This window comes from Plantactinospora soyae (assembly GCF_014874095.1).
Classification (GTDB): domain Bacteria; phylum Actinomycetota; class Actinomycetes; order Mycobacteriales; family Micromonosporaceae; genus Plantactinospora; species Plantactinospora soyae.
This window is the reverse complement of record NZ_JADBEB010000001.1, coordinates 6659334-6671413: the sequence shown is the minus strand read 5'-3', so window position 1 is coordinate 6671413 and position 12080 is coordinate 6659334. Positions and strand designations below refer to the sequence as shown.

At 70.8% G+C, this 12080-nt stretch carries 11 protein-coding genes; 3 read left to right on the top strand and 8 right to left on the bottom strand.

Annotated features, from left to right (window positions below):
- Positions 1 to 109: 109 nt before the first annotated feature.
- The 5 genes from H4W31_RS29065 to H4W31_RS29045 form a co-directional block, all read right to left on the bottom strand.
- Positions 110 to 838 (bottom strand): acetate uptake transporter family protein, encoded by a 729-nt coding sequence (locus H4W31_RS29065; protein WP_192769548.1) that lies wholly within the window; start codon positions 836 to 838, stop codon positions 110 to 112.
- 240 nt (positions 839 to 1078) lie between these two features.
- Positions 1079 to 2362: a citrate synthase gene (locus H4W31_RS29060; protein WP_192769547.1), complete on the bottom strand. Its 1284-nt coding sequence runs from the start codon at positions 2360 to 2362 to the stop codon at positions 1079 to 1081.
- 293 nt (positions 2363 to 2655) lie between these two features.
- Positions 2656 to 4845, bottom strand: coding sequence for a sulfatase-like hydrolase/transferase (locus H4W31_RS29055; protein ID WP_318783462.1), 2190 nt, complete (start codon positions 4843 to 4845; stop codon positions 2656 to 2658).
- Positions 4838 to 6307: an SAM-dependent methyltransferase gene (locus H4W31_RS29050; RefSeq protein ID WP_192769546.1), complete on the bottom strand. Its 1470-nt coding sequence runs from the start codon at positions 6305 to 6307 to the stop codon at positions 4838 to 4840. The genes H4W31_RS29055 and H4W31_RS29050 overlap by 8 nt, the downstream gene beginning before the upstream one ends.
- A 16-nt stretch (positions 6308 to 6323) precedes the next feature.
- Positions 6324 to 6473 carry a hypothetical protein gene (locus tag H4W31_RS29045; RefSeq protein WP_192769545.1) on the bottom strand — a complete coding sequence of 50 codons (150 nt, stop codon included), beginning with the start codon at positions 6471 to 6473 and terminating at the stop codon, positions 6324 to 6326.
- 264 nt (positions 6474 to 6737) lie between these two features.
- Here H4W31_RS29045 and H4W31_RS29040 point away from each other — a divergent pair, with 264 nt between their 5' ends.
- Positions 6738 to 7142 (top strand): VOC family protein, encoded by a 405-nt coding sequence (locus tag H4W31_RS29040; protein WP_192769544.1) that lies wholly within the window; start codon positions 6738 to 6740, stop codon positions 7140 to 7142.
- Positions 7143 to 7165: 23 nt separating this feature from the next.
- On the opposite strand, the gene H4W31_RS29035 is transcribed toward H4W31_RS29040, so the two are convergent.
- Positions 7166 to 7855 carry a helix-turn-helix domain-containing protein gene (locus H4W31_RS29035; RefSeq protein WP_192769543.1) on the bottom strand — a complete coding sequence of 230 codons (690 nt, stop codon included), beginning with the start codon at positions 7853 to 7855 and terminating at the stop codon, positions 7166 to 7168.
- Positions 7856 to 7957: 102 nt separating this feature from the next.
- Here H4W31_RS29035 and H4W31_RS29030 point away from each other — a divergent pair, with 102 nt between their 5' ends.
- Positions 7958 to 9112 carry a phospholipase D-like domain-containing protein gene (locus H4W31_RS29030; protein ID WP_192769542.1) on the top strand — a complete coding sequence of 385 codons (1155 nt, stop codon included), beginning with the start codon at positions 7958 to 7960 and terminating at the stop codon, positions 9110 to 9112.
- A 91-nt stretch (positions 9113 to 9203) separates the two neighbouring features.
- Here the strand turns inward: H4W31_RS29030 and H4W31_RS29025 are convergent, their stop codons facing one another.
- Positions 9204 to 10196, bottom strand: coding sequence for a LysR family transcriptional regulator (locus H4W31_RS29025; protein ID WP_192769541.1), 993 nt, complete (start codon positions 10194 to 10196; stop codon positions 9204 to 9206).
- 71 nt (positions 10197 to 10267) lie between these two features.
- Here H4W31_RS29025 and H4W31_RS29020 point away from each other — a divergent pair, with 71 nt between their 5' ends.
- Positions 10268 to 11209, top strand: coding sequence for an EamA family transporter (locus H4W31_RS29020; protein WP_192769540.1), 942 nt, complete (start codon positions 10268 to 10270; stop codon positions 11207 to 11209).
- 36 nt (positions 11210 to 11245) lie between these two features.
- On the opposite strand, the gene H4W31_RS29015 is transcribed toward H4W31_RS29020, so the two are convergent.
- Positions 11246 to 12067 (bottom strand): MBL fold metallo-hydrolase, encoded by an 822-nt coding sequence (locus H4W31_RS29015; protein WP_192769539.1) that lies wholly within the window; start codon positions 12065 to 12067, stop codon positions 11246 to 11248.
- Between the last annotated feature and the right edge of the window lie 13 nt (positions 12068 to 12080).

Genomic DNA, 12080 nt, shown 5'->3' with positions numbered 1-12080 from the left:
CAAGACGCATTCAAAGCGCCGGGGCCCGTGGTCCCGGATGCCACCGGCCGGGACGGGCCGGGCTCGGGCCGGGATGGCCCGGAACCCGTGCCGCCCACGGCCGGACCGGCTACTGGCCGACCTTGATGCCCGGCTCGCCGGCGGTGAACTGAATGACCTGGCGCGGTTCCCGGCCCGGCACGTTCGGGCCGCGCATCTTGCCGATCGGCAGGATGACCCGGCGGAAGGTGCCCTCCAGCATCATCGCCGTGGCGGTGTACCAGGCGATCACCGAGGAGGCGATGAAGATGTAGGCACCGGCCGTCCGCCAGGCGGAGATGTCGGCGATCTGGCCGACCGCCAGGCAGGTGGATCCGGCGGCGAGCGTCGCCAGCACAAGGGTCAGGCCGATGTTCTCCGCCAACGCGGCGAATGCCCCCGACCAGGTGATCGCGGCGAGCGCGGCGAACCAGAAGCCGAGCGCCACGAACGGCGTCGGTTGGACCAGTACGCCGATGGCGATCAGCAGGTAGAGCAGCCCGTAGGCGAGCCAGAACGCGCCCCAGATGCCGTGCATGGCCGTGGCCAGCCCGTCCCGGGCCCGGTACGCCCACATCCCGGCGAGGAACTGCGCGAGTCCGCCCAGCAGCGCGGCGAACGGAAACAGGAACGTCTGGGTGCCGACGTCGCCGTACCAGCCGGCGAGGTTCGTGGCGACGACGAAGGTGGCTCCCGCGTAGCCGAAGAGTCCCAGAATTGATGGCGCGGCCACCGGCTGGAGCGAAATCTGTGCGTGATTGCGCCAGAATTCGAACTCGCCGTCGTGGCTGGGTTGTGCCGATCGTGACATTTGGGTCATCACAGGCTCCTTCTACGCGGCGGTTTCCACCGCCTTCGCACCGCGTCGACGCGGTCTGACACGTAGCCGCCGACTACCCAAGGTGAGCGCCATTACACGGAAAGCGATTCATCGCCCACGTCGGCCCGTCCGACCCAGAGCGCGGCACCGGTCACCTGGCACAACAAAACCGCCGGCCGCCGACGCGCGATACGCGTCGACGGCCGGCGGACGGCCAGACCCGAACGGGCCCGGATCAGATCAGCGCTTCTCGACCGGTACGTAGTCCCGCTCGGCCGCGCCGGTGTAGATCTGCCGAGGGCGACCGATCTTCGTCTCCGGGTCGGAGATCATCTCGCGCCACTGGGCGATCCAGCCGGGCAGCCGGCCGAGCGCGAACAGGACGGTGAACATCTTGGTCGGGAACCCCATGGCCTTGTAGATCAGCCCGGTGTAGAAGTCGACGTTCGGGTAGAGCCGACGGGACACGAAGTAGTCGTCGGCGAGGGCGATCTCCTCCAACTGCATCGCGAGGTCCAGCAACGGGTCCGGCTTGTTCATCCGGGCCAGGACGTCCTGGGCGGCCTTCTTCACGATGGCGGCCCGGGGGTCGTAGTTCTTGTAGACCCGGTGTCCGAAGCCCATCAGCTTGACGCCCGGCTCCTTGGCCTTCACCCGCCGGACGAAGCCCGGCACGTCACCGCCGCCCACCCGGATCTCGTCCAGCATCTCCAGCACCGCCTGGTTGGCACCGCCGTGCAGCGGGCCGAACAGCGCGTTCACCCCGGCCGACACCGAGGCGAACAGGTTGGCCTGGCTCGAGCCGACCAGCCGGACCGTCGAGGTGGAGCAGTTCTGCTCGTGGTCGGCGTGCAGGACGAAGAGCATGTCCAGGACGCGGGCCACCACCGGGTCGACCTCGTACGGCTCCGCCGGAACCCCGAAGGTCATCCGGAGGAAGTTGTCCACGTAGCCGAGCGAGTTGTCCGGGTAGAGCATCGCCTGCCCGATCGACTTCTTGTACGCGTACGAGGCGATCGTCGGCACCTTGGCCATCAGCCGGACCGTGGAGATCTCCACGTGCTCCCGGTCGAACGGGTCGAGGCTGTCCTGGTAGAACGTCGAGATCGCGCTCACCGCCGAGGAGAGCACCGCCATCGGGTGCGCGTCACGGGGGAAACCGTCGAAGAACCGGCGCATCTCCTCGTGCAGCAGGGAGTGCCGGCGAATCCACTCGTCGAACTCGGCGAGTTGCTGCGCGGTCGGCAGCTCGCCGTAGATCAGCAGGTAGGAAACCTCCAGGAAGGAGGAGTTCGCGGCCAACTGCTCGATGGGGTAGCCACGGTAACGCAGGATGCCCGCGTCACCGTCGATGTAGGTGATCTCCGAGGAGCAGGCGGCTGTGTTGACGAAACCGGGGTCGTAGGTGACGAAACCCGTCTCCTTCAACAGATTGCCCGCTGCGATGCCGGACGGGCCATCGACCGCGGGCTTGACCGGTATCGACAGTTGCCCGCCCGGGTGGTCGAGTTTGACATCCGTCATGTGATCCTCGCTTCGCCGGCGAATCTACGCTGAATTGCCTTCACTTTTTACGGTAATCGTGCAGGGTAGCGGAGCACCCGGGGTGGTCGTCCGGTGAGTGATGCATCACGCCGGACACAGGTTTGCGACCTCGCCGCAACCTGCTAGTCGGGGCATCAACCAGCCGGGCGCGTACCCGAATCTGGTCTTCCCACGAACGGACCGGAAGCAACGGGCGCGGGCGGGCAGGGCCGGCACCCGGCACCCGGCACCGCCGGAACCTCCTGCGGTCCCGGCGGCTCGGCTCGTCGACGTCAGAAGCGCAGCGGGCGCAGCACGGATCCCTCGGCGGCCTGGAACACCTGCAGGGTGTTCCGGCCCGGGGTGAACAGCGACTCGTCCGGCAACAGGGCCGCGAACCGCTGCCCGCCCGGGTCCGGGGCGACCACCGGCGCGACCGCGCCGATCCGGCCGTTGACCGCGACCGCGAGCAGGGTGCCGTTGGGCACCGCGTCCGGCACCGTGCCGTAGACCAGCGCCGGCAACCGTCCGCCGCCCTGCTCGATCTGATCGAAATCGGTCCGGTTCCGCACCGTCACCGATCCGGCCGCCGGACCGACGGACAGTTCGGCGACGTTCCGACCGATCAGTTCGGGCAGCGGCTGTGCCGGCAGGACCGGTCGCGCCCGCCCGCCGACCACGTCCGCGAAGACGCCGCCGGGTACCAGCTGCGGATCGCCCGGCTGGTCGTAATAGTGCTTGTCGCCCGGCTCCCGGGTGGTCCGCAGCGCCGAGATCCCGTCGGTACGCCACGGCACCTCGACCCCGGCGATGTCGGCCACGGTCGGCAGCAGGTCGACGTGCTCCCAGCTCCGGTCGTCGACCGCACCGGCCCGCTGACCCGGCCGCTTGACGAACATGGGAACCCAGAGCACCTCGCCCGGCGCCCGGTTCACCGCGCCGAGACCGCGCCCCTGCGACCCCGGGGTGAAGCTGACACCGTGATCGGCGGTGAGCACCACCAGGGCGTCGTCGTACAGGCCGGTGTCGTCGAGTCGGCGCAGCGTCTCGCCGAGCAGCCGGTCGGTGTACTCCAGTTGGAGCAGGTGCCGCCGGTGGGCCAGTTCGACCCAGCCCTGACCGTCGTTGGGCATCCCGTCCGGGGACTCGTACCGGATTCCCGACGGCAGGTAGTTCCACGGCGAGTGCGGCAGCAGCAGGTGCAGGAAGTGCAGCGTCGGCCGCTGCGCGGGGCGGAGGGTGTCGAGGAAGTCGGCGAACCGGGCCGGCTGGTTCTCGTCCAGGGCGCCCCACCGGAACTGCGGGTCCGTCGGGGCGACCGGCCTGTCGTCCGCGCCGACCTCCCGTCGGGTGACCTCCCGGTACGAATCCTCCGGGTCACGTTGACCGACCTCGCTCGGCGAGACGATCTGTTCCAGCAGGGTGGCGCTCTCCCGGAGCAGCGTCGGCAGGCCGCCTCGGGCCGAGCCGTCCCGGTCCGGGCACTGCCTCGGCGGGCAGAGCTGGGTGATGCTCTCCTGCGCCTGGATCTCGTATGGGCCGCCGAAGGCGGTGAACAGGTTGTCCGGGTACCTCGAGTGGTGTGGCGCCTGCTTCTCCGCCGGGTACCGACCGGTCAACATCGCCGGCAGCGCGTACGGGGTGTAGCCGCTCACCCCGGTCGCGTTCCGGTACCAGGTCGACTCCCCGGCCAGCCTGGCGAAGTTCGGGTACCGGCGGGCGTCGATCGCACCGTCGGCGTCCAGCAATGAGACCAGTGGGAACTCGTCCAGGATTATCATCACCACCGGCGGGTGGGCGTTCGCGGCCCCGGCACCGCCCGGCCCGGCCGTCGAGCGGGCGCCCGGCAGCACCACCGCCGAGGCCGGCGAGGCGAAGACGAAGAGCAGTACGAAGACCAGCGGCCCGACCGCGGCGACCCGGAGCACCTGACCGGTCACCTGCCAGCGCCGGTAGACGTACGCCCCGGCGGCGCCGACCGCCACCGCGATCAGCACCAGTGGCAGTCCCCGCAGGCCGGACAGCTGCTTGCCCACCTGGATCGCCAACGCGGCGAGCAGCAGCGCCAGGGTCACCGTGTGCACCCCGGTTCGGACCACCCGGCCGGGTACCGCACCGGCGATCCGGCGGACCAGCAGCCCGGTCACCGCGCCGACGCCCCAGAGCAGCAGCGGCGGTACCAGGGTGTAGACCGCGACCAGCAGCAGGATGTCCACCCTGCCGGCACCGTGGAAGAGGAAGAAGTCGGGACTCTTTCCGGTGACGTCGAGCAGCGGTTGGGTGATGACGAGGCCGCAGAGCGCCAGCACCTCCACCAACGCCCGCAACTCCGTCCGTCCGTACGACGCAACGCCCGGCTCCGACGTACCCCCTTCGCCGGGTTGTGTCGACGCGGCACCGTCGGTCGAGGCGGGGTCGGTCGAGGCGCCGTCGGTCGAGGCGGGGTCGTCCGTCAGGGCTGCGCCGGGTTCAGCCTCAGCCACGCGGCGTCCCGACGTAGAGGGTCCGGGTACCCGACGGCAACTCCGTCCGCCGCACGATCGTGCACCGCTGCGCCAGCAGCCGCTCGAACTCGTCCCGGTGGTAGTCGGGGAAGAGACCGGCCGGCTTGTTGGCCAGCAGGCGTACCGCCATCGGGTCGTCGGGGTGGACGAACTCGACCACGAGCCGACCGTCCGGACCGGCCGTCGGCATCAGCCCGACCAGCCAGTCGATGATCTCCGGCAACGGCACGTTGCGCCCGATGGCGAGATGGTGGACGACCGCCAGCGCGAGCACCGCGTCCGCGTCGGCCCGGGCGGCGAAGGAGGCCCGCTCCACACCGCGCCAGCCGCCACCCGGCGAGGGATCCGCCAGGTCCATCACCAACGGCAGGATCCGCCGCTCCCCCTCGGCCGACAGCTGGCGGTAGAGCCGGTCGACCACGGCCGGGTCGCTCTCCACCGCCACCACGTAGTCGGCGTGCCGGGCGGCGAGCCGCGAGTACGTACCGTCGTTGGCCCCGAGGTCGAGCACCAGTTTCGGCCGTCCCGCCTCGTCGAGTGCCGTGGCGACGAACCGCTCCTTCTGCTCCCGGTCGGCGTCCGAGTAGGTACAGGTCTCCCGGTATCCCGACCAGTGGCTCTGCGGAGGCTGCCAGTCCAGCCGCCGGACCAGCTTGTCGATCGCCCGGAGGGTGGCCAGCACCAGCTCCCGGGAGAAGCCGGCGTCCCGGAGCTGCTCCCGCACCGCGCCGCTGCTGGCACCGGCGTACCTGTTCTGCATCGCGTCGTGCAGGTGGACGTGTTTGAGCACCCCGGCCCGGAAGCGTCGGGTCCCGCCGAACAGCTTGCGCAGCTGTCCCGCCTCCAGACCGTCGATCCGGGACCGCAGCCAGGGTTGGAAGTCCAGCTCGAGGTGTGCCTGCATCAGCAACGGATAGAGCATCGTCTGGCAGAACTGCCGATAGCCGGCCCAGGGCTCCCCGTCCCGGGCCGGCTCGAAGGAACCGATGTCGATGAAGACCGGCTCGGCGCCCCGCCACTGGAGGTTGTACGCCGAACCGTCCTTGGTGGTGAACCCCGCCGGTACGGCGGTACGGAGGATCTCCAGGTGCAGCAGTGCGGCGTCGCGCAACATCGCGAACGACCACTCGTACGGGTACGACACGAAGGGGATGCGCTCGTGCCGGAGCACCGTGCTCCACTGTCCGGTCTGGCTCGCCGGAACCGCCTGCGGGTCGAGTGCCTCGGTGCCGCAGACCTTGCCCTCGGCGATCAGCCGGGGGAAGAACTCGGTTCCGATGAGGGCCTGCCAGTCCTCGGCGGCCTGGGGGCCGAGCCCGCGCAGCACCTGTCCGTCGGCGTAGAGGACGCGGTTGGCCGGGTCACGGAAGGAGCCGGGATCGGCTCGGAGATCGGTGTCGGGGGTGGTGGACGGTGCCGGAACGGAAGACGGTGGAACCATCGGTTGTGGACCGCCCTCAGTCCTGCTCAGAGGGCTGCTTGCGGAAGCGGCTCGTCAGTCTGCGCCAGTAGAGCTTCGCGGCCACCGCGACGCCCGCCACGCCACCGACCACCGCCTGCACGATCAGGCTGCCAGATCCCGCATCCAGGTAGGCCAGGTCCTTCATCGCCGGCCTCCTCCCTTCTCTCTAGCCCCCGCGCCCGAAAAAAGAGCGCCGTGTCCAGCCGCACACACCGACCGCCGGACCGTACGCCACACGACACGCCAGAACTCCGTAGTCCGCTAGTCAATCGGCGGAAAGCGGAGGTTCAGCTGCCGTTAAGTACACCGTACGCCGATGATCGGCTAATCGCATGGGCACCTGCGACCCCGGCCGGACAGGTCCGATTCCTTCAAGACTCCCACCGGGCCCGCCACCTAGCCTGGCGCAATGACACCGAGATTGGACGTCTTCGGCATGGTCGTCGCCGACATGGCCCGCACGCTCGCCTTCTACCGACGGCTCGGGCTGGAGATCCCTGCAGAGGCGGACACGGAGCCGCATGTGGAGTGCACGCTGCCCGGCGGCCTCCGCCTGGCCTGGGACACGGTCGAGACGATCCGTTCGTTCGACCCGAGCTACACCCATCCCACCGGACCCGGCCGGACCGGCCTCGCGTTCCTCTGCGCCGACCCGGCGGAGGTGGACGCCACGTACGCGGCGCTGACCGAGGCCGGGTACGAGGGACATCTGGGGCCGTGGGACGCGTTCTGGGGCCAGCGGTACGCGGCGCTGCTCGATCCGGACGGCAACGGCGTGGACCTCTTCGCACCGCTGGGCGAGCAGCCCAGTTGACCCGAGCGGGCCAGCTACCCCGGTCAGCCGACCAGGCCGCGTAGCGGTACGCCGGCCAGGCTCTTGACCTCACGGGACAGGTGCGCCTGGTCGGCGTACCCGGTCCGGAAGGCCACCTCGGCGGCCGGCGTGCCGGCCCGGGCCAGCGCCAGCGCCTGGCGCATCCGCAGGATCCGGGCCAACGTCTTCGGGCCGTAGCCGAACAGCGCCAGGCTGCGCCGGTGCAGTTGCCGGGTGCCGAGGCCTACCGCGTCGGCGGTGTCCGCGACGTCCCGCCCGGCGACGAACCCGGCGACCACGTCCGCGGCGATCGGATCCGGGCCGCCCGAGAACGCGAGTCGGGCGGAGGCCAGCGACTCCAGCAGCCGGCCCGGATGTTCGTGCGACGCCATCCGCTCGGTCAGCTCGGTCACCGTCGCGCCGGGCCAGAGGTCCGCCAGCGGAACCCGCCGGTCCCGCAGCTCGTACGCCGGCAGGCCGAATACCGCCGGCCCGGTCCCCGGCGGGAACCGCAGGCCCACGTACCGCACCTCGTCCGGGTCGGCCGCGACCTGCGCCACCGTGTCCGGGCCGGCCACCAGCAGGCCGCTCCGGCTGGACCAGATCAGGTCCATGCAGCCGTCCGGCAGCACCCGGCCCGGCTTCGCGCCGGCCGCCCGGGTGACCGTCCAGACCGTGGCTCCGGTCAGCCCGGACATCCGCTCCCGATACACGGCTACCAGGGTGCCAGCCGAACGGGCACGACTGCCCGGGGGCCGGTCGGGATGTAGCCAAGCCGACACCCTGCCGGGCTGTGAGGTGCGAGCCTGTCCGGCATGGCGAGCTTCGCCGGCAACAAGATCGACGCCTTTGTCGGACCCCGGGAACTCGGTGCGTCCGACGATCTCGAACAGGTCGTGGTCGACTTCATCGGCGGCGCCCGGGAGAGCCTGGACATCGCCGTACAGGAACTCGACTCCGAGCCGATCGCCCAGGCCATCCTCGATGCCCGGTTCCGGGGCGTGGACGTACGGATGGTGCTGGAGCAGGACTACCTGCGGACCGCGAAGCTGCCCCGGGTGACCGCCCGCGCGGGCGAGCCGGAGGCGGACGCGCGGCACCGGGTCCAGTGGGAGCCCGAGCCCGGCACCCGGAGCCTGGAGCCCAACCGTCGGATCGTGGCCGCCCTGCTGCGCTGCAACGTCGACGTCAAGGCCGACTACAACCCGGCGATCTTCCACCAGAAGTTCGCGGTCCGCGACTACCGGCAGCGGGCCGGGGCCCGGGCGGCGGTGCTGTCCGGGTCGGCGAACTTCACCGACACCGACTGCCACCGCAACCTGAACCACGTCGTGGTCTTCCACGACGCCCGGATCTGCCAGGAGTACGCCGACGAGTTCGGCCGGATCCGGCAGGGCCGGTTCGGGCGCGGCGAGCACGGCCGGGTCCCGAACGCGTACAGCGTCGGGGGTGTGCCGGTGAAGGTGCTGTTCGCGCCGGACCACACCCCGGAGTTGGAGATCATGAAGCAGATGTTGAAGGCGACCGCCCGGGTCGACTTCGCCATCTTCACCTTCTCCGGCTCGTCCGGGATCGACGACGCGATGATCGCGCTGGCCGCCGCCGGACGTACCGTGACCGGGGCGGTGGATCCCGGACAGGGCGTGCAGAAGTGGGCCGCCACGCACGAACTCGACCGCGCCAACATCGCCCTGTACGTCCCGGTCCGCTCCCCCGCCTTCGGCAAGCTGCACCACAAGCTGATGGTGGTCGACGAGGCGGTGGTGATCGCCGGCTCGTTCAACTACACGGCGCCGGCCAACCAGTACAACGACGAGAACATCTTCGTGATCGGCAGCCCGTACGCCGATCTGTCGCGCCGGGAGGGCGGACCGACCAACCTCGGTCGGTGTGCCGAGATCAGCGCCTTCTTCCGGGCCGAGATCGAGCGGATCGAGGTCGCCGGCCAGCGGTTCAGCGGTCGGCGCTAGCACGGCGCGGCCCGGGGCGCCGGCCGATCGACAGATCTTGGAATGAAGCAGCGTCTCGCGATCCACGCCGACCAGACGGCCGGGCGTGGGATCAGACGGCGAAGGCGTCCCGCCGCTGATCGTCCGCCGGTGCCTGACCGGCCTCGTGGCCGAGCAAGCCGCCGCCAACTCGGGCAGGTGCTTCCGCTGGCGGCCGCACCTCGGCCAGCGCGGTCAACACCGCGGCGACCGCCGGATGGACCGGGCCGGCGCCGCGCGGGCGGGTCACCGCGAAGATCCGGCGACCGGTGACCGGCCGGACCAGCGGCTCGATGTGTACGCCGGGCGGTACGTTGCGCAGCGCCATCCCGGGTACCAGCGCGGCGCCGAGCCCGGCCGCCACCATGTCCAGGGTGAGGGCGAAGTCGATCGCCCGGTGCCGGATGTCGGGCTCGAAGCCGGCCAGATGGCAGGCGCGCAGGGTCGACCGCCCGCACGGGGTGTGCACGGCGCTGGTCACCCAGGGCACGTCGGCGAGGTCGGCGAGCCGTCCCGAGTGGCGCCCCCAGCCGACCGGGGTGATCAGGTGCATCGGGTCGGTGGTGATCGGATGCCGGTCCAGTTCGGCGGTGACGGTGCCGGGCACGTGGTCGTACTCCTGGAGCACCACGATGTCGAGCGTGGCGGACCGCAGGTCCAGCCGACTCTGCTCGTCCTCGGCCTCCACCACCCGGACGTCGAGGCCCGGATGGGCCGCCATCGCCCGGGCCGCCGCCGGCACCACCAGCGCGCCGGCCGCCGACGGGAAGGCGCCGATCCGGACGGTTCCGGCGACCTGCCGGTGCGCCACGGCCAGCCCGGTCACCGCCTGCTCGACGGCGCCGAGAATGCGCTCCGCGTGGGTGGCGAGAATCTGCCCGGCCGCGGTGAGCACCACGCCCCGGCCGGAGCGCTCGACCAACGGGTAGCCGGCCTCCTTGGCGAGCTGGCCGAGTTGCTGGGAGACGGCCGACGGGGTGACGTGCAGGGCTGCCGCCGCAGCGGTGACTCCGCCGCGCAGGGCCACCTCGTGCAGTACGCGTAGCCGCCGGACGTCCAGGTCCATGTAGCAACGCTACACGAGTACTTAAGAATCTTGAACTGGACCTTAAACCAACAGGTTGACACGGTTACCGGATGAGATTCCCGCACCGGATGCAGGCCGTCCTCGTCGCCGCCCTCTGGGGGCTCAACTTCGTCGTCATCGAGGTCGGCCTCCGCGATCTGCCCCCGCTGGTGCTGACCGCGCTCCGGTTCGTGGCCGCGGCGCTGCCGCTGGTCTTCCTGGTCCCCCGCCCGACCGCCCGGCTCCGGTACGTCCTCGGCTACGGGGTGATCCTCGGCGTGTTCAAGTTCGGCGTCCTGTTCGTCGCCATCGACGCCGGAATGCCGCCCGGACTCGCCTCGCTGGTGTTGCAGACCCAGGCGCTGGTCTCGGTCATCCTGGCCACCGCCCTCCTCGGCGAGCGGCCGAGCGGTACCCAACTCGCCGGCGTGCTCACCGGCTCGGCCGGAATCGCCCTGCTCGCGATCGGCGCCGGCGGGCACGCCACCGCCGTCGGCTTCGCGCTCACCCTCGCCGCCGCCGGCAGTTGGGCGGTGGCGAACGTGGTGGTCCGGGCCAGCGGCGAGACCCGGCCGCTCTCACTGCTGGTCTGGTCGAGCCTGGTACCGCCGATTCCGCTGCTGGGCCTGGCCGGTGTCGTGGACGGCCCCCGGGTGGTGCTCGACACGATCACCGGGATGTCCTGGACCGCCCTGCTGGCAGTGGGTTACGTCGGCTATCTCTCCACGCTGGTCGGTTGGGGCATCTGGAATCGGCTCATCGGCATCTACTCGGTGGCCCGGGTCGCCCCGTTCAGCCTGCTCGTGCCGATCTTCGGGCTGACCGCCGCCGCGCTGCTGCTGGGCGAGCCGATCACCGGTACGGAGATCGTGGCCGGCGCTGTCGTCCTGGTCGGGCTGGTGCTGGTGGTGCGTACCCCGGGTCGCCGGGACGCCGCCACGGCGCCGACGCCCGATCCGACCGGCAACGATGCCGTCACGGCATCGGTCTCCGCCGCTGCACGTCACTCATGAGCCGAACGCGGACCTCGCGGGATCGGCGGACCGGCGCTACCGGTGGCGCTCCAGCTCCACGGGATCGTGAGCTGAGAAGATATCGATCCGCTCGCCGTGCGCGGCGCGTAGCTGGAGCAGCCGTACCTGGTTGTGGCGGCGAGCCGAGCCGTCAACCTGTACCTTGCGCTGGAACAGCCGAAGGCCGAGCGTCGAGCGCGGTCCCTCTGGATCGGTCTCCCGATGGAAGAAGTACGCGTCGCCGGCGTGCAGGAGCCACCTCGCCCCGGTGTCCACCGCCACCCCGGTGTGCCCGGGGCTGTGCCCGGGCAGCGGCACCAGCAGGATCTCGGGTGGTAGCCCGTCGAGCTGGCGTACGGCGTCGAAGCCGAACCAACGCTCGCCGGTGTTGGCGTACGTCGCCCAGGTCGGCTGGTGTGCCCACTGACTCGGGCGGTACCGGAGGCGCTGCGCGGGGGTGCCCGGGTGCAGGGCTGCCTCGTGCTCGCTGGCGAGAACGTGCACCGTGGCCCACGGGAAGTCGCTGATTCCGCCGGCGTGGTCGCGGTGCAGGTGGGTCAGCACGATGTGCCGTACGTCCTGCGGCCGGTATCCGAGCCGCGCAACCTGCCGTACCGCTGTTTCGTCGAGTTCGAGTCGCGGCCTGGTACGGCGGAGCCACTGCTCGCCCAGGGCAGCGACCGGATCGCGGATGTCGGCCGATCCGATTCCGGAATCGATGAGCACCAGCCCCTGCTCGGTCTCGACGAGCAGGCAGTGGCATACCAGCAGGCCTGGCTCGAACAGCCCACCGGTACCGTTGATCAGTCGGCGGCTCGCCGGCCGCATGGTGGCGCAGTTGAGGTGGTGTACCCGCACGAGAGTCTCCCGA

Excerpts from the sequence above, each read along its gene's own strand:
- H4W31_RS29065 (WP_192769548.1), bottom strand. The coding sequence starts at position 838 with ATGACCCAAATGTCACGATCGGCACAACCCAGCCACGACGGCGAGTTC.
- H4W31_RS29060 (WP_192769547.1), bottom strand. The coding sequence starts at position 2,362 with ATGACGGATGTCAAACTCGACCACCCGGGCGGGCAACTGTCGATACCG.
- H4W31_RS29050 (WP_192769546.1), bottom strand. The coding sequence starts at position 6,307 with ATGGTTCCACCGTCTTCCGTTCCGGCACCGTCCACCACCCCCGACACC.
- H4W31_RS29045 (WP_192769545.1), bottom strand. The coding sequence starts at position 6,473 with ATGAAGGACCTGGCCTACCTGGATGCGGGATCTGGCAGCCTGATCGTG.
- H4W31_RS29040 (WP_192769544.1), top strand. The coding sequence starts at position 6,738 with ATGACACCGAGATTGGACGTCTTCGGCATGGTCGTCGCCGACATGGCC.
- H4W31_RS29030 (WP_192769542.1), top strand. The coding sequence starts at position 7,958 with ATGGCGAGCTTCGCCGGCAACAAGATCGACGCCTTTGTCGGACCCCGG.
- H4W31_RS29025 (WP_192769541.1), bottom strand. The coding sequence starts at position 10,196 with ATGGACCTGGACGTCCGGCGGCTACGCGTACTGCACGAGGTGGCCCTG.
- H4W31_RS29020 (WP_192769540.1), top strand. The coding sequence starts at position 10,268 with ATGAGATTCCCGCACCGGATGCAGGCCGTCCTCGTCGCCGCCCTCTGG.